This is a genomic window from Oceaniglobus roseus, assembly GCF_002869745.1.
Lineage (GTDB): Bacteria > Pseudomonadota > Alphaproteobacteria > Rhodobacterales > Rhodobacteraceae > Oceaniglobus > Oceaniglobus roseus.
The window spans coordinates 22621-39196 of record NZ_PNOS01000025.1; the positions used below are offsets into that span (position 1 = coordinate 22621).

The following is a 16576-nucleotide window of genomic DNA, read 5'->3' on the forward strand; positions in this document are numbered from 1 at the left end:
GACAATGGCTTATCCCTACGACCTGATCGGTCCCCACGGGGACAGGACGCTGGGCCTGATCGTGCTGAAGTCCGACGAGACGATCGAGCCCGACTTCCGCCGCCTGTTCCCCTCGCCGAAGACCGCGCTCTACGTCAGCCGGGTCGAGAGCGCGCCGGAAGTCACCCGCGACACGCTGGCGATGATGGAGGACGACCTGCCCGCCGCCGCCGGGCTGATGCCCGAGTCGGTGCAGTTCCACGCCGTCGGCTACGGCTGCACCTCCGGCACCTCGGTCATCGGCGCGGCGCGGATCGCCGAACTGGTCTCGGCGGGCTGCCGGACCGAGGCCGTGACCGAACCCGTCTCGGGTCTCGTCGCTGCCTGCCGGGCGAAGGGGATCACCCGGCTCGCCTTCCTGTCACCCTACATCGAGCCAGTGAGCCGCAGGCTGCGCACGGTGCTGTCGGACCAGGGCATCGCCACGCCGGTCTTCGGCTCCTTCGACGAGGCGCGGGAGGCGGCCGTGGCGCGGATCTCGCCCGACGCCGTCCGCAACGCGGCGCAGGATCTGGCGGGGCAGGGGGAGGTCGACGGCATCTTCATGTCCTGCACCAACCTGCGCACGCTGGACGTGATCCCCGGGTTGAAGGAGGAACTCGGCATGCCGGTGCTGTCGAGCAACCTGGTGCTGGCTTGGCACATGGCCCAACTGACCGGGGCGGAGACGGCGGCGGCGATCTGAGGCGCCGGGTGTTGCGCCTGGAAAGAGTGGGCCGGTTCGAACGGCTGGACGACTGCGAAGGGATGATGGATGAACGATCCGGCACTCGGACGGTGCCTCTGCGGCGCCGTATCGTTCCGCGTCAGCGGGGCGTTCGAGCATTTCTTCCTCTGCCACTGCGGGCGGTGTCGCAAGGACAGCGGCTCGGTCCATTCGGCCAACCTGTTCTCGTCCACCGCGACGCTCGAATGGCAGTCGGGCGAGGATCACGTCACGACGTTCGGCCTTCCCGGCTCGCGGCACGTCAAGTGCTTCTGCGCGCGCTGCGGTTCGGCGCTGCCTTACGTCCAGCCGGATCCCGCAGCGCTCGTGGTTCCGGCCGGATCGCTCGATGGCCCGATCCATCTGCGACCGGAGGCACACATCTGCTTCGCAAGCCGCGCGGAATGGGAGGACGATCTTGCTGCCCTGCCGCGGCTCGACGGGCTTCCGGGCCAGAACCTGCCGCCTGACTGAAAATGCGAAGGCCCCGGCGTTTCCGCCGGGGCCCCGCGATGTTCCGGACGGGAGGGCGCTTATTCCGCGCCTTCCTCGGCCTTGGCTTCCTCGCCGGTCTCCTGGTTCACGACCTTCATAGACAGGCGCACCTTGCCGCGGTCGTCGAAGCCCAGCAGCTTGACCCACACTTCCTGGCCTTCCTTCAGGACGTCCGAAGGATGGTTCAGGCGGCGGTTCTCGATCTGCGAGACGTGCACCAGGCCGTCGCGCTTGCCGAAGAAGTTCACGAAGGCGCCGAAGTCGACCAGCTTGACGACCGTGCCCTTGTAGATCTTGCCTTCTTCCGGCTCGGCCACGATCGAGTAGATCATGTCGTAGGCCTTCTTGATCGAGTCGCCGTTGGCGGACGCGATCTTGATGATGCCGTCGTCGTTGATGTCGACCTTGGCGCCCGAGACCTCCACGATCTCGCGGATGACCTTGCCGCCCGAGCCGATGACTTCGCGGATCTTGTCGACCGGCACCTGCATCGTCTCGATGCGCGGCGCGTGGACGCTGAACTCCTGCGCGCCGGACAGCGCCTTGTTCATCTCGCCGAGGATGTGGAGGCGGCCGTCCTTGGCCTGGGCCAGGGCCTTCTCCATGATCTCGGGGGTGATGCCCGCGACCTTGATGTCCATCTGCAGCGAGGTGATGCCGTTCTCGGTACCTGCGACCTTGAAGTCCATGTCGCCGAGGTGGTCTTCATCCCCGAGAATGTCGGTCAGGATGGCATAGCTGCCGTCGTCTTCCAGGATCAGGCCCATGGCCACACCGGCGACCGGCGCCTTCAGCGGCACGCCCGCGTCCATCATCGACAGCGACCCGCCGCAGACCGAAGCCATGGAGGAGGAGCCGTTGGACTCGGTGATCTCCGACACCACGCGGATGGTGTAGGGGAAATCGGTGGCGGCGGGCAGGACGGCCTGAAGGGCGCGCCAGGCCAGCTTGCCGTGGCCGATCTCGCGGCGGCCCGGAGGGCCGAAGCGGCCGACTTCACCGACCGAGTAGGGCGGGAAGTTGTAGTGCAGCAGGAAGTTCGACTTGTAGGTGCCATGCAGCGCGTCGATCATCTGTTCGTCGTCGCCGGTGCCGAGGGTGGTGATCACCAGACCCTGAGTCTCGCCCCGGGTGAACAGGGCCGAACCGTGGGTGCGGGGCAGCAGGCCGGTCTCGCAGACGATGGGGCGCACGGTCTTGGTGTCGCGCCCGTCGATCCGCTTGCCCGTCTTCACCACGTCGCCGCGCAGGATGCCCGACTCGAGCTTCTTGATGGCAGAGCCGAGGTTCTCGTCGGCCAGCTGCTCTTCCGAGAGCTTGCCCTTGATCGACTCGACGGCGTTCGCGATCGCGGTGGTCCGCTCCTGCTTGTCGGTGATCGCGAAGGCGGCGCGCATCTCGGTCTCGCCCGCGGCCTTCACGGCGGCGTAGAGATCGGAGTAGTCGACCGGCTGGAAGTCGAACGGCTCTTTCGCGGCGGCTTCGGCCAGGTCGATGATCAGGTCGATCACCGGCTGGATCTGCTGGTGGGCGAAGTTCACGGCGCCCAGCATCTCGGCCTCGGTCAGCTCGTAGGCTTCCGATTCCACCATCATCACGGCGTCTTTGGTGCCCGCGACGACGAGGTCCAGCCGCTGCTCGGGGTTGAGCCGCAGGTTGTGCATGTCGTCGATTTCGGGATTCAGGACGTATTCGCCGTTGGCAAAGCCCACGCGGCAGCCTGCGATCGGGCCCATGAACGGCGCGCCCGAGATCGTCAGGGCGGCGGAGGCCGCGATCATCGCCACGATGTCGGGATCGTTGACGAGGTCATGGGACAGCACGGTGCAGATCACCAGCACTTCGTTCTTGAAGCCGGGGACGAACAGCGGGCGGATCGGACGGTCGATCAGGCGGGAGGTCAGCGTTTCCTTCTCGGTCGGCCGCGCCTCGCGCTTGAAGAAGCCGCCGGGCACCTTGCCCGCGGCATAGTATTTCTCGTTGTAGTGGACGGTCAGGGGGAAGAAGTCCTGGCCCGGCTTCTGCGTCTTGGCGAAGGTGACGTTGGCCATCACGCTCGTCTCGCCGAGCGTCGCGATGACCGAACCGTCGGCCTGCCGCGCGATCTTGCCGGTTTCCAAGGTGAGGGTTTCCTGCCCCCACTGCATCTCTTTCTTGGTGACGTTGAACATCGGTGTTCCTCAAACAGGCCCGCAGGCCATTGCGTAGGGGGCGCATTCCCCCTGACTCCGGTATCTTCTTTGTCGGGCGCTGGAGTCCGGGCGCCGGATTTTCAGATTGTGCGGCCCTATACGACTTTCGCCCTGATGGAAAGGTTCTTGATCGTCACGTCTTTCGGCGGCCCCTGGGCCTTTCGGGCGGTTTCGCGCGGGGCGGGCGGGCAGCGCGCGCCGTGACGCTCCAGCCGCCGGAGGCCATGGCGGTACTCCGCCCGCCCGGCTCGCGCCGAGGCTGCGGTTCTCGATCACCTTGCCGCCGCAGGATCGACCGGGCCCAGGGCTGACGGTCGGAGAGGGCGAGCGCGGGAAGGTCGGCCACGGCGGAACCCATGTGCAGGATGGCGCGCTTCGGGGGCTCCGGGCTTGAGCAACGGGCCGCAGCGCCCCACCTTCACGCCATGGCATCCACAACCCCACGGAGTCTCCCATGTCCAACACGGCTCTCGTCACCGGTGCATCGTCCGGCATCGGCAAGGAAATCGCCCGCCTGCACGCGGAAAAGGGCGGCGACCTGATCATCACCGCGCGGAGCGCCGGGGCGCTGGAGGCGCTGAAGGCCGAGCTGGAACCGGCGCACCAGGTGAAGGTCCATGTGTTCCCGCTGGACCTCGGGGCCGAGGGCGGGGCGCAGGAACTCTACGACAAGGTGAAGGCCGCGGGGCTGGCGGTCGACATCCTGGTGAACAACGCGGGGTTCGGCGGCCACGGCCTGCACACCGAGCGGGCGCTGGCCGACGAACTGGCGATGATCGACCTGAACGTGAAGGCGCTGGTGACGCTGACCCACGCCTTCGCGAGGGACATGGTGGCACGGGGCGGCGGGCGGATCCTGAACGTCGGCTCCAGCGCGGGCTTCATGCCGGGGCCCTACCAGGCGGTCTATTTCGCCACCAAGGCCTTCGTCGCCTCGTTCAGCCAGGCGATCGACCAGGAACTGCGCGACAAGGGCGTGACCTGCACCGTCCTGGCCCCCGGCTATGTCGAGACGGGCTTCGCCAAGGCGGCGAACCTGGAAGGCACCGGGCTGGTGTCGGGCGGCGGCGCGACGGCGCGCTCGGTCGCCAAGGAGGGCTACGACGCCATGCGCCGCGGCGCGCTGGTGGCGTTCAACGAGGGCAGGATCGACTTCGCGGCGAACTGGCTGATCCCGCTGCTGCCGCGCCGCGCCGTGCTGAAGATGGTCGAGAAGATGCAGAAGAAGTGACGCCCCCCGGAAACGAAAAACGCCCGCGTCGTGCGGGCGTTTTCCTGAACTCTGCGCGGGCTGCGGCTCAGCGGCGGATGCCGAGGCTCTCGATCAGCTTGCGGTAGCGCTCTTCGTCCTTGTTCTTGGTGTAGTCCAGCAACTTGCGGCGCTGGGCGACGAGCTTCAGAAGGCCACGGCGCGAGTGGTTGTCCTTCTTGTGGGTCTTGAAGTGCTCGGTCAGGGCGGAGATGCGCGAGGTCAGGATGGCGACCTGGACTTCGGGCGAACCGGTGTCGCCCTCCTTGGTCGCGTATTCCTTCATCAGGCGGGTCTTTTCTTCGGCAGTGATCGACATCGGGATCTCCTTTCGGGGTCAGGGGTGATGGCGCAAGCCGGGATGTCGTCCAGCAGGGCCCGTGGAGAATGCCGCACGGACGCGGCCCGCCGTCCCTAGAGGATTCGCGCCGCGATGGGAAGGGGGCTTGGCGCGAGATTGCCGCGCGGGCGGTGCAGGCGGCGGCGGCAGGCCGGCCTCCAGATCGCTCCACAATCCGGCCTGTCCGGTCGGGATTGTTTCGCGGCTGCCCTGAAAAAGCCACGTTTCCGAACGGCCGGTGAATTTCCATTTACTTTTCATGTGCTTGTGGGACGATTTCGTTGTGGGCCGGGGTGGTCCATCGCGGGGGCATTTTCTTCGGAGAACTTTTCATGCTCATTCTGGCAGCCGCATTGGGAGTGGTCGCGATCGGTTTCCTGATCGACGCATCCAACAACGACGACGACGAACCTGCGGCGCAGGGCCCCGAGGACGGCCAGCAACTGGCCGGCGGGTCCGACGGCGACCTTCTGGAAGGATTCGGCGGGGCCGACACGATCGACGGCAACGGCGGCGACGACACGCTGCGCGGCGGTCCGGGGCGGGACGAGATGACCGGCGGTCCGGGCGAGGACGTCATGGCCGGCGGAGCGGGCGACGATGCCATGGCCGGGGGCGCCGGCGACGACCAGATGCGCGGCGGCCCGGGCTCCGACCTTCTTCTCGGCCTCGGCGGGGCCGACACGCTGGCGGGCGGCGGCGGCGCGGACATCCTCGACGGCGGGACGGACGCCGACCTGCTGAACGGCGGGCCGGGCACCGACACGCTGTTCGGCGACACCGGCGCCGACACGCTCGCGGGGGGCGGCAACGACGATATCCTCGACGGCTGGGACGGCGACGACCGGGTCGACGGCGGCAGCGGTGACGACATCGCCTTCGGCGGCGCGGGCGCCGACACGATGACCGGCGGCACCGGAGACGACGGCCTGTCCGGCGGCGACGACGCCGACAGCATGGACGGCGGACAAGGGGGCGACCTGCTGTTCGGCGGTCTGGGCGCCGACACGATCTCGGGCGGCGACGGCGACGACATGCTCGTCGGCACCGCACCCGCCGAGGACATCCTGACCCTGGCGCCCACCGCCGACGCCGACACCGGCGACGCGATCGACGGCGGGCAGGGGGCCGACACGATCTTCGTCGGCCAGGGCGATACCGTCAGCGGCGGCGCGGACGAGGACAGTTTCGTCATGGGCACCTGGGGGGCGGCGGGGGCGCCCGCGGCCTCGATCATCGATTTCGCGGCCGGGGAGGATGCGCTGGTGCTGGCCTACGATCCGGCGCTGACCCCGGCGCCGGTGCTTGCCGTCGACTACGCGGCGGGCAGCAGCGACGCGATCATCAGCGTCGACGGCGTCACGGTGGCGACCGTACTGAACGCCCCGGGGCTGACCCCCGACGACATCGCGCTGGTCGAGCAGGTCTATACCGATGCGGCGGCCCTTGGCGCGACCGCCGCGGCGACATCCGGCGGGACGGGGGCATCCGCGCCGGTCTGACCGCGACCCTGCCGACGGCCGCCCGGGCGGCCGTCGGCTCGGCATCAGTCGGCGGCGAAGAAGGGCAGGAAGGTGTCCAGCACCGCCTGCGGGTTCTCCTCGATCACGAAGTGGCCGCTGGTGCAGGAGGCCGTGCGCAGATCCGGCGCCCAGCCGCGCCAGAGCCCGCCGGGATCGCCGGTGCGCGCGGGGAAGCCGCTGTCGGCGTAGAGGTAGCAGAGCGGCGCCGCGATCCGTCGCCCCGCCGCCCGGTCCGCCTCGTCCAGCGCCCGGTCGAAGGTCGCCCCGGCGCGGTAATCGGCGCACATGGCGGCGACGCGGGCCGGATCGCGGGCCTGCCGCCGGTAGCTCTCCAGCGCCGCCGCCGAGAAGGGCGACAGGTCGCGGCCGCCCGTCCAGCTGGCCAGCGTGTGGTCGATGTAGGCGACCGGATCGGCGCCGATCATCCGCTCGGGCAGGGGCGCGGACTGGGCGAGGAAGGTCCAGTGATAGGCCGCCATGGCCAGCTCGGCACTCCAGGCGCGCCAGAAGTCGCCGGTCGGCACGATCTCGACGATGCCGAGCCTGCGGACCCTGTCGGGATGGTCCAGCGCCAGGCGGTAGGCGACCCGCGCGCCGCGGTCGTGGCCCAGCACATGCGCCGCCTCGATCCCCAGCCGGTCCATCAGCCCCACGATGTCCCGCGCCATGGTCCGCTTGGAATAGACGGTGTGACCGGCGTCGTCCGGTGGCGCGTCGCTGTCGCCATAGCCGCGCAGGTCGGGGACCAGCACCCGGAAGCGCCCGGCCAGCTGCGGGGCGACCGGCGCCCAGGTCATGTGGTTCTGCGGAAACCCGTGCAGCAGGATCAGCGGCGTGCCCGATCCGGCCTCGTGGACCGAAAGCGTCGCCGCGCCGGTGTCGATCCGGGTCCGGCGGAACCCCGGGATGGCGTCGTCCATGGGCACCTCCTGCCGTTAACCTCAAATTGAACTTCCGTTCGACACCCGAAGTCAACGCGAACACTGTAGCAGCGGGGGGCGAGGGCTTGCTTCGGAGGTCGACATGCTTGCCGGTCTGTTCTTTCTGGGTGTCATAGCGGCCACCGCCATGCCCGATGTCGTGGGGTTGCTGCGGGGCAGCGCCGATGCCGGGCCCGACGAGGACGGACCGCAGGACGATGGCGGGGAGGGGGACCGCGCCGGGTCCGACGGCGGCTCGCTCCTCGACCTGATGCATGGCGTCGAAGGTGCCGCCGCGGATGCCGAAGCCGATCCCGATGCCGGGGACGGGGCGGATGCGGACTCCGGCGACGATGGCGGCGTCGACCTGTTCGCCGAACCCCAGCCGGGCAGCGTCACCACGGTCGAGGCCTTCCGTCCCGGCGCCGACACGCTGACGCTCCGGGTGCCGGAGGGCGCCACCGGTTTCGGCCTCCACGAGGCCGCACCGGGGGAAAGCCCGGGCTTCGGCTATACCCTTGACGGGCAGGCGGTATCGGTCCGCTTCGAGGGGCTGGACACGGTGCCGGTGGGCGACGTCTTCCTCAGGATGCCCGATACCGACGCGCCCGGCCACGATTCCGATGTCGCGCTCGGCCAGCTTCTGCCGCCGCCTGCCGCGGAGGCCGATGACGGGTCCGCGGCAGGCGGGGACGCGTTGCAACCGGTCGATCCCGAGCTTCCCGATCTGCCGCCGGAACCGACCTCCGCCGCGGACCCCGTGCTCGATCCCGTGGACCCCGAACTGCCCGACGATCCGCCGCCCCCCGTCCATGATCCCGTCCATGATCCCGCCCCCGATCCCGTCGTGGTGCTGGATCCGGTCGATCCGGAACTGCCCGACACGCCTGCGCCCCCGCCGGACGGGGCAACCGGCGTCCTCGACCCGGTGGACGACACGCAGGAGATCCCGGAGGGCGGCGCGGAACTGGCCGGGCTGGTCCTGCGCGACGGCGGCGATCCCACGGGGCTCGACACGGCCGGCCCCGCGGCCGACCTGCGGGGCGACGGCGACGAAACGGTGCAGCTGCCCTCCGACGGGGGCGGCGCGCCCGGTCGGCTGGCGTTTTCCGAGGCGATGCCGGTGCTCGTCCCCGGTGACGGCGGCGCGGCGGTCACGGTGACGGACCTCGGCGGCGGCGACGACGTGTTCCAGGCGGGCGACGGCCCCGCCTACGGCTTCGGCGGGGCGGGGGACGACACGATGACGGGCGGCAGCGGGGCCGCGGCGCTGTACGGCGGCGACGGCAGCGACGCGCTCTCGGCCGGGCAGGCACCTTCGGGCGCGGCGCTGCTGCACGGCGGTGCGGGCGACGACCTGCTGACCGGCAGCGCCGGCGCCGATCACCTGGACGGCGGAGAGCACGGGACGGCGGCGGCCGGGGGTGGCGCCGACACCATCCTCGGATACGGCGGCGACGACGTGATCCGCGGCGGGCTCGGCGCTGACGTGCTCTCGGGGGGCGACGGCAGCGACCTCGTCGACCATCGCGGCACCGATGCCGAGCGGATCGTGGCCGAGCATTCGGAACATGCCTGGCACATCGACGGCGCACCCGACGACCTGGACGGCGGCAGCGGCGACGACACGCTGATCTTCGACGGCGCCGACCGGGCCACCGGCGGTGGCGGATCGGATGTCTTCTGGCTCTACTCCGACGCGGTGACGGGGGTTTCGGTGGCCGAGGTGACCGATTTCACGCCGGGCGAGGATTTCCTGCGCATCTCGCTGAACCCCCATGGCGGGGCGACCGGCAATGTCGACGTGGTGGGAAGCGAGGACGGCGCCGACGGCCTGGTGCGGATCGACGGGGTGACGGTGGCGGTGCTGCGCGGCGCGCCGATGGCCACGGTCGGCGACATTTACGTCGAGATCCGGCCCGACGTGTTTCCCTGATCCGCGCGGGATCCTCGCCTGATCCCGCCGCCTCCCTGTCCCGCGGGCCCCCTCGGGGTTGCGGGGGGCGGATCGGGCGCTAGGCTCTGACCGGCCCCTGCCGGAGACCAGAGATGAGCGACGAGATCCAGACCACCGCCGAAGCCGCCGAGGCCGCGGCGATGCCGCGCGCCCATGCCGTCCACACCGATCCCGACGCCCCCTGCGCCGAGCGCGAGCAGCTGCCCGCGACGCTGGCGAAGACCCCGCTCAGCCGGAAAAGCCCGGCGGAATGGGCCTATCAGCGGCTGGTCCTCTACATCCGCACCTTCGAGAAGCAGCTGGACGGCGATCACGAGGTGGCGATGGGATTCGTCGGCGGCGCGCCCGGCGTAATGCGGATCGAGGGGATGGGATACTACGATCCCGACATCGTGACCTTCTACGGCAGCGACCCCTCGGGCACGCGGACCCAGCTGATCCAGCATGTCGGCCAGCTGAACGTGATGCTGCGGGCGCTGCCGAAGGCGGACAAGCAGGCCGAACCGGCGCGGATCGGCTTCCGCCTCTCGGCCGACCTTGAGGGGGCCGAGGCCGCGGAGCCCGGCGAACCGCGGCCCTGAGGGGCGCGGGCGGGGCGCCGCGCTGCGGCGAATTTGCGCCCTCCGGGGCGCCAACAGGCGCGTGACAGGCGCGCGCGGATGGTCTATCCCGCTTCGCGACACGCCGTTTCAGAGGACTTGAGCATGGCCGACCACCACAAGCACGGATCTATGGACATCGAGGTGCAGGAGAAGACCTTCGCGGGCTTCGTCACCTTCGCGACCCGGACGGCCATCGTGATCGTGGTGGGGCTGATCCTCCTCGCCATCGTCAACGGCTGAGTTCAGGTTCGGTGAAGGTTCTGGTTCGCGCGTTTGCCGCGCTCTGTCTCGTCGCGCTGGCCGCCTGCGGCAAGCCGGTCGTCCTTGCCCCCTTGGCCGAAGTGCAGGCGCGGGCCTATCACCATCCCGGCCCGCCCGCGCTGACGCTCTATACCGTCATCAACAACCGCTCGGGGTCGGGCGCGCACACGGCGCTGATGGTCAGCGGCAGCCAGCGGGTGCTCTGGGATCCGGCGGGCAGCTTCAAGGTGCCCTTCGTCCCCGAGCGCAACGACGTGCTTTTCGGCATGACCGAGCAGGCGCGGAAGATCTACATCGACTACCACGCGCGCGAGACGTTCCGCATCGTCGAGCAGACGGTCGAGGTGTCGCCCGAGACCGCGGAACTGGCGCTGAAGCTGGTGCAGGAGCAGGGCAATGCCGGTGACGCGACCTGTTCGCTGACCACCAGCCGCATCCTGTCGAAGCTTCCGGGTTTCGAGGGCTTTCCGGTCAGCTGGTTCCCGGTCAAGACGATGGAAGCCTTCGCCGCGCGCACGGGCGTGCAGGGCCGCACCATCACCGACGACGACGCCGACGAGAACCACGGCGTGCTGATCCGCGCCACCGAGGCGCCGCCGAACACCTTCTGAGCGGCGCGTCCCGCCGCTCAGCCGACGAGGAACAGCAGGCTGTAGAGCGTCGCCGCACCGCCCGCCATGGCCAGGAGCGTGTTCTTCGTGACCAGCCCGAGGCCCAGCGTCACCACCGCCGCCATGCCGCGGGCGAGGTCCGGCTCGCCCCCCGTCGCCGCCGGGAACAGCACCAGCGGCGCCACCATCCCCGGGATCACGGCCACCGGCGTATAGCGCAGCAGGCGCAGAAGCCAGGGCGGCATCGGCCGGTCGCCGATCAGTCCCAGGAACGAGACGCGGATCAGGTAGGTGCCCGCGCCGAGGGCCAGGATCACGGTCCAGATCTGCCAGGGCGCATAGCTCATCGTTCCATCCATCCCTCGACCGCGGCGCCCACGACCATGGCGCAGGCGGCCGCCAGCAGAAGCCCCATGCCCCAGGGCACGAAGGCGAGCGCCAGCGCCGCGACGATCGAGGTCAGGGCGGCGGCGACATGGGCGAGGCTCTTCAGCATCGGGCCGATCAGGGCGAGGAAGGTGATCGGCATGGCGAAGTCCAGCGCGAAGGCGTCGGGGATCGCCCCGCCGACCAGCGCGCCGACGATGGCGAAGGTGTACCAGACGGGAATGATCGGCGTGGCGACGCCCGCGAAATACCCGAGCTTCTCGTCCAGGCTCATCTCCGGGCGCCGCTCGAACTCCAGCACCGAGGCGGCATAGGTCTGGTCGACGTTGAGATAGGCGAGCACGGCGCGCTTCCAGAACGGCAGCGCACCGAAGTGCGGCACCAGTGCCGCGGAATACATCGCCATGCGCAGGTTCACCGCGAGGGCCGTGGCGATGACCACCAGCACCGGCGCGTTGTCGTTCATCTGGCTGATCGCCGCGAACTGCGAGGCGCCGGCGATGACGAGGACGTTGAAGCCCATGGCCTCGGTCAGGCTCAGCCCGGCGTCCATCGCCACCACGCCGAACAGCAGCGAGAAGGGCATGACGACCAGCACGAAGGGCGCGCCGTCGCGCAAGCCCCTCAAGTAGGCCGATTTCACTGTGGAGCCTGCCATGGGAAAGCCTTAGGTTGCCCGCACATGCCTACCGGCCGCCGGGGAGAGGTTCAAATGCCAAATGCGCCCTATCTGATCGCGCCCGATCCCGCCCGCGCGGGGCTGACGCGGGTGGTCGAGGGCGTGGATCACACCGGCGCCGCGGGGCCGGTTTCGGTGGTCGAGGAACGGCCGCTGACGATCTACCTGAACGGGGCCGAGATCGTGACCGCCATGACCATCGGCGATTACCCAGAATACCTCGCGCTCGGCTTCCTCAGGAACCAGGGGATGCTGAAGGACGGCGAGACGGTGAAGGGCGTCGAGTACGACGAGGATCTCCAGGTTGTCGTCGTGCGCACCGACGGATCGACCAGCTTCGAGGAGAAGCTGAAGAAGAAGACCCGCACCTCGGGTTGCGCCGTGGGCACGGTTTTCGGCGACATGATGGAGGGGCTCGAGGGCATGGTCCTGCCCGCGGCCGAGGTGCGGACGTCCTGGCTCTATGCCCTGGCCGATACGATCAACCGCACCCCCTCGCTCTATCTCGAGGCGGGCGCGATCCACGGCACGGTGCTGTGCGAGAAGGACCGCCCGCTGGTCTACATGGAGGATGTCGGCCGCCACAACGCGGTCGACAAGATCGCCGGCTGGATGTTCGCCGAGAAGGTGAGCGCGGCGGACAAGATCCTTTACACCACCGGCCGTCTAACCTCGGAGATGGTCATCAAGACGGCGCTGATGGGCATCCCGGTGCTCGCCTCCCGCTCGGGCTTCACCGCCTGGGGGGTGGAAATCGCCCGGCAGGTTGGGCTGACCCTGATCGGCCGGATGCGCGGTCGCCGCTATGTCTGCCTCTCGGGGGCCGAGCGGCTGATCCGCGATGCGGACCTCTCGGCCGTGGCGGAGGAGCCGCGGCGGATGGCGCGGAAGGGGGCGGAGTGAACTTTCTCGCGCGCGATATCGGGCCTTGGTTCCGGCCCGTGGCAGTGTCCGATGAGGGGCAGCCGCGGAGATTCTTCGTCCGGCGGCAACGCCGGGCAGCCCCTGACCGTTCCGTCACGCCGAAGGCGTGCCTCCGACACCACGGGCGGAGGCTTCTCCTGCGATCGTGGGCTGCCGTTTGTGCGGAGCGGCACGCGAAGAAGCATGTCGACATCACAATTCACGAAAGGCATCTGCCTTTTCGCGGCGACCGTCGCGCGCCCGGTCTTCCCCTTCCGGGGTGCACCGCATGAACCATCCCCTCGGCGTGATCCTCGCGGGCGGCCTCGCGCGGCGCATGGGCGGCGGCGACAAGGGGCTGCTGCCGCTCGGGCACGGCACGATCCTGTCCCATGTCATCGCCCGGCTCGCGCCACAGACGGCCGCCCTTGCGCTGAACGCGAACGGCGATCCCGCGCGCTTCGCCGCGACCGGGCTGCCCGTCCTGCCCGACCCGGTAGAGGGCTTCGTCGGCCCCCTGGGCGGCGTTCTCGCCGGACTCGACTGGGCGGCGGGGCAGGGGGCCACCCACATCGTCACTGCCGCCGCCGACACGCCCTTCTTCCCCTGCGACCTTGTTCCCCGCCTGCTGCTCGCCGCCGAGACCGAAGGCACCCCCATCGCGCTTGCCGCCACCTCGGAAGGCCGCCACCCGACCTTCGGCCTCTGGCCCGTCGCCCTGCGCGACGACCTGCGCGCGGCGCTCGAAGGCGGGCTCAGGAAGGTCGTCCAGTGGACCGACCGCCACGGCGCCGCCACCGCCCAGTTCGCCGACGCGGGCGAGCCCTTCTTCAACGTCAACACGCCCGGGGACCTGGCCCGGGCCGAGGAAATGCTGTGAAGCTCTACGGCGTCACCGGTTGGAAGAACGCCGGCAAGACCGGCCTGATGGAGCGGCTGGTGGCCGAGTTCACCGCCCGCGGCCTGACGGTCAGCACCCTGAAACACGCCCATCACACCTTCGACGTGGACCACCCCGGCAAGGACAGCCACCGCCACCGCCAGGCCGGCGCGCACCAGGTGCTGCTGTCCTCGGCCAATCGCTGGGCGCTGATGACCGAGCTGCGCGGCACGCCCGAGCCGCCGCTTTCGGAGCTGCTGGCGCGGCTCGATCCGGTGGATCTGGTGCTGGTAGAGGGCTGGAAGCGCGACACCCACCCGAAGGTCGAGGCCTGGCGCGCCGCCACCGGCAACCCGCTGATCGCCCCGGGCGACCCGACGATCCGTGCCGTCGCCTGCGACACCCCCGTGGACCTGCCCGACCGGCCGCAGTTCCACCTCGACGCCACCGCCGCCGTCGCCGATTTCATCGCGGCCGAGCTGGATCTGTGAGCGGGTTCGACCTGGTCTTCGTGGTCGACTGGTCGGCCAGCGCCGTACCATCGCCCGAACGCCCCTCCGCCGATGCGATCTGGTTGGCCCGCGCCGAGCGCGACGGGTGCACGACCTTCTACTTCCGCACCCGCGCCGCCTGCATGGCCTGGCTCGAAGACGCCTTCACCGAGGCACGCAGGCGTGACCAGCGGGTTCTGGCCGGGTTCGACTTCCCCTTCGGCTATCCGAGGGGGTTCGCCGAGCGGGTCACAGGTTCGCGCGATCCGCTGGCGCTCTGGGACTGGCTGGCGCGGGCGATCGAGGACCGCGAGGACAATTCGAACAACCGGTTCGAGGTGGCCGCAGCCCTCAATGCCATGTTTCCCGACCATCTGCCGTTCTGGGGGCGGCCGGCCCACCTGGACCTGCCCGACCTGTCGCCGAGGAAGGACCGGGCGCATTACGATGAACGGCTCGCCGAGCGCCGGGCGATCGAAACGGTGATCCCGCGCGCCCAGCCCTGCTGGAAACTCTATACCACCGGCTCGGTCGGATCGCAGGCGTTGCTGGGCATCGCCCGGCTCAACGGGTTGCGCGCCCGGTTCGCGGGCGACCTCTCCGTCTGGCCGTTCGAGAAACCCCACGCTCCGATCGTCTTGGCCGAGATCTATCCCTCGCTCCTGAGCGCCGAGGTTCGGGCCGCCACCGGCGAGAACGACATCAAGGACGAGGTGCAGGTGCGCCTCCTTGCCCGACGCCTGAAGGCGCTGTCGGACACCTCGGGTCTGGCGGACCTCTTCGATGCGCCCGACATTGCCAGCGAGGAAGCCTGGATGCTGGGCGTGGGCCGGAGCGGTCCCGCTCTCGGCAAGGCCGACAGTGGAGGACCCGCAGTCGAAGCCGTGTCGCCGCTGCCGCGGCTGGCCAACGACTGCTTCGCCCTGCCGCCGGGTATCCGCTGGACGCCAGTGAACGAGGCCCTGGCGCTTTTGCGGGAACGGCTCGTCCCGGTCGTCGGGACCGAAACCCTGCCGCTGGAGCGGGCCGACGGCCGCATCCTCGCCGCGGACCTGGCCGCGAGGCGGGCCAATCCGCCGGGCGCGAATGCCGCGGTCGACGGCTATGGCTTCACCCATGCCAGCCTCGCCCCCGGCGCGCAGGACCTGCCGCTGGCCGCGGGCCGGGCGGCGGCCGGGGGACCCTTCGCGGGCACCGTGCCGCCGGGCCATGCGCTGCGGATCCTGACCGGCGCGCTGCTGCCCGAGGGCGTCGATACCGTGGTGCTTCAGGAAGATTGCGAGGTGTCCGGGGGCCGCGTCCGCTTCGCCGCGCTGCCGAAACCGGGCGCCAACACCCGCCGCGCGGGCGAGGACGTAGCCGCCGGCGCGGCGGTCCTGGGCGTCGGCCACAGGTTGCGGCCCCCCGACCTCGCGCTGCTGGCGGCGGTGGGCCATGCCGCGGTGCCGGTCTTCCGCCCGCTCCGGGTCGGCGTCCTGTCCACGGGGGACGAGCTTGCCCCGCCGGGCAGCACGCAGGATGCGGCGCGCACCTACGATGCGAACCGGCCGATGCTGCTGGCCCTGGCCGCCCGCTGGGGCTGCACGGCGGTTGACCTCGGCCATGTCGGCGACGACCGGGCGGCGCTGCGCGACCGCCTCGACCATGCCGCGCGCGCGGCGGACGTGGTGCTGACCTCCGGCGGCGCCTCGGCGGGAGACGAGGACCACGTCTCGGCGCTGCTGAAGGAGACGGGATCGCTCACATCCTGGCGGATCGCGCTGAAGCCGGGACGGCCCCTGGCGCTCGGTCTCTGGGAGGGGTGCCCGGTCTTCGGCCTGCCGGGCAACCCGGTGGCGGCGCTGGTCTGCGCGCTGGTCTTCGCGCGGCCCGCGCTCTCGGTTCTCGGCGGCGGCGCCTGGAACGCGCCTGCGGGCTTCGAGGTTCCGGCGGATTTCGAGAAGCGCAAGAAGGCGGGCCGGCGCGAATACCTGCGCGCCCGGCTGGTCGTGGGTCGGGCGGCGGTCTTTGCCTCGGAGGGGTCCGGGCGGATCTCGGGACTGTCCTGGGCCGAGGGGCTGGTGGAACTGCCGGAAGAGGCAATGACCGTCCGCCCGGGCGATCCCGTGCGCTTCCTGCCCTACGCGGCATTCGGCATCTGAGACGGCTGGTGTCCCGTGTGGCGGACGGTTGGGGCGGTGCCAGTTTCCTTGAGGAAACCGGACCATTTTCCTGAAGGAAAATGGGGGCGCCCTGCGGGCCGCGTCGGTCTCCGGATTGGCGCGAAAGGCCGGTCGTGAGGCGGTGATCCGGATTCCTCGAGGAAACCGGTCCATTTTCCTCGAGGAAAATGGCGCCCCGC

The 16576-nt window shown here is 70.2% G+C and carries 17 protein-coding genes; 12 read left to right on the forward strand and 5 right to left on the reverse strand.

The window, feature by feature from the left end:
* Nucleotides 1-4: 4 nt before the first annotated feature.
* Entirely contained in the window at nt 5-724 is a 720-nt protein-coding gene (locus A7B20_RS13070; protein WP_102109032.1) for a maleate cis-trans isomerase family protein, read from the forward strand.
* 69 nt (nt 725-793) lie between these two features.
* Complete coding sequence (locus A7B20_RS13075) at nt 794-1219, forward strand: GFA family protein (RefSeq protein WP_102109033.1); 426 nt, start codon at nt 794-796, stop codon at nt 1217-1219.
* A gap of 59 nt (nt 1220-1278) precedes the next feature.
* On the opposite strand, the gene pnp is transcribed toward A7B20_RS13075, so the two are convergent.
* Nucleotides 1279-3411, reverse strand: a complete 2133-nt coding sequence (gene pnp, locus A7B20_RS13080) for a polyribonucleotide nucleotidyltransferase (RefSeq protein ID WP_102109034.1) — start codon at nt 3409-3411, stop codon at nt 1279-1281.
* A gap of 475 nt (nt 3412-3886) precedes the next feature.
* Here pnp and A7B20_RS13085 point away from each other — a divergent pair, with 475 nt between their 5' ends.
* Nucleotides 3887-4663 (forward strand): SDR family NAD(P)-dependent oxidoreductase, encoded by a 777-nt coding sequence (locus A7B20_RS13085; protein WP_102109035.1) that lies wholly within the window; start codon nt 3887-3889, stop codon nt 4661-4663.
* Nucleotides 4664-4730: 67 nt separating this feature from the next.
* Here A7B20_RS13085 and rpsO read toward each other — a convergent pair whose 3' ends face one another.
* Nucleotides 4731-5000, reverse strand: coding sequence for a 30S ribosomal protein S15 (gene rpsO / locus A7B20_RS13090; RefSeq protein WP_102109036.1), 270 nt, complete (start codon nt 4998-5000; stop codon nt 4731-4733).
* Nucleotides 5001-5353: 353 nt separating this feature from the next.
* On the opposite strand from rpsO, the gene A7B20_RS13095 reads away from it, so the two are divergent.
* On the forward strand, nt 5354-6523 hold the full coding sequence (locus A7B20_RS13095) for a calcium-binding protein (protein ID WP_109791158.1): 1170 nt from the start codon (nt 5354-5356) through the stop codon (nt 6521-6523).
* Nucleotides 6524-6567: 44 nt separating this feature from the next.
* On the opposite strand, the gene A7B20_RS13100 is transcribed toward A7B20_RS13095, so the two are convergent.
* On the reverse strand, nt 6568-7464 hold the full coding sequence (locus A7B20_RS13100) for an alpha/beta fold hydrolase (protein ID WP_102109038.1): 897 nt from the start codon (nt 7462-7464) through the stop codon (nt 6568-6570).
* A gap of 103 nt (nt 7465-7567) precedes the next feature.
* On the opposite strand from A7B20_RS13100, the gene A7B20_RS21720 reads away from it, so the two are divergent.
* From A7B20_RS21720 to A7B20_RS13120, 4 genes are all read left to right on the forward strand, one after another.
* The gene (locus A7B20_RS21720) at nt 7568-9400 is read left to right on the forward strand and encodes a calcium-binding protein (RefSeq protein WP_102109039.1); all 1833 of its coding nucleotides are present in this window, start codon (nt 7568-7570) and stop codon (nt 9398-9400) included.
* Nucleotides 9401-9513: 113 nt separating this feature from the next.
* On the forward strand, nt 9514-10002 hold the full coding sequence (locus A7B20_RS13110) for a DUF6173 family protein (RefSeq protein WP_102109040.1): 489 nt from the start codon (nt 9514-9516) through the stop codon (nt 10000-10002).
* A 123-nt stretch (nt 10003-10125) separates the two neighbouring features.
* A complete protein-coding gene (locus tag A7B20_RS13115) occupies nt 10126-10263 on the forward strand; it encodes an aa3-type cytochrome c oxidase subunit IV (RefSeq protein ID WP_102109041.1) in 138 nt (45 codons plus the stop codon).
* 11 nt (nt 10264-10274) lie between these two features.
* Complete coding sequence (locus A7B20_RS13120) at nt 10275-10895, forward strand: hypothetical protein (protein WP_245866897.1); 621 nt, start codon at nt 10275-10277, stop codon at nt 10893-10895.
* A gap of 17 nt (nt 10896-10912) precedes the next feature.
* Here the strand turns inward: A7B20_RS13120 and A7B20_RS13125 are convergent, their stop codons facing one another.
* Both A7B20_RS13125 and A7B20_RS13130 read right to left on the reverse strand, forming a co-directional pair.
* The gene (locus A7B20_RS13125) at nt 10913-11242 is read right to left on the reverse strand and encodes an AzlD domain-containing protein (protein ID WP_102109042.1); all 330 of its coding nucleotides are present in this window, start codon (nt 11240-11242) and stop codon (nt 10913-10915) included.
* Entirely contained in the window at nt 11239-11940 is a 702-nt protein-coding gene (locus A7B20_RS13130) for an AzlC family ABC transporter permease (RefSeq protein WP_102109043.1), read from the reverse strand. The genes A7B20_RS13125 and A7B20_RS13130 overlap by 4 nt, the downstream gene beginning before the upstream one ends.
* A 54-nt stretch (nt 11941-11994) precedes the next feature.
* Between A7B20_RS13130 and A7B20_RS13135 the strand changes: the two genes are divergently transcribed.
* The 4 genes from A7B20_RS13135 to A7B20_RS13150 all read left to right on the forward strand — a co-directional run bounded on the left by A7B20_RS13135 (nt 11995) and on the right by A7B20_RS13150 (nt 16376).
* Nucleotides 11995-12864, forward strand: coding sequence for a formate dehydrogenase accessory sulfurtransferase FdhD (locus tag A7B20_RS13135; RefSeq protein ID WP_102109044.1), 870 nt, complete (start codon nt 11995-11997; stop codon nt 12862-12864).
* Nucleotides 12865-13153: 289 nt separating this feature from the next.
* Nucleotides 13154-13744 carry a molybdenum cofactor guanylyltransferase MobA gene (gene mobA, locus A7B20_RS13140; RefSeq protein ID WP_102109045.1) on the forward strand — a complete coding sequence of 197 codons (591 nt, stop codon included), beginning with the start codon at nt 13154-13156 and terminating at the stop codon, nt 13742-13744.
* Complete coding sequence (gene mobB, locus A7B20_RS13145) at nt 13741-14235, forward strand: molybdopterin-guanine dinucleotide biosynthesis protein B (RefSeq protein WP_102109046.1); 495 nt, start codon at nt 13741-13743, stop codon at nt 14233-14235. Before mobA ends, mobB begins: the two co-directional genes overlap by 4 nt.
* Nucleotides 14232-16376 (forward strand): molybdopterin-binding protein, encoded by a 2145-nt coding sequence (locus tag A7B20_RS13150; protein ID WP_102109047.1) that lies wholly within the window; start codon nt 14232-14234, stop codon nt 16374-16376. The genes mobB and A7B20_RS13150 overlap by 4 nt, the downstream gene beginning before the upstream one ends.
* The last annotated feature ends 200 nt before the right edge of the window (nt 16377-16576 follow it).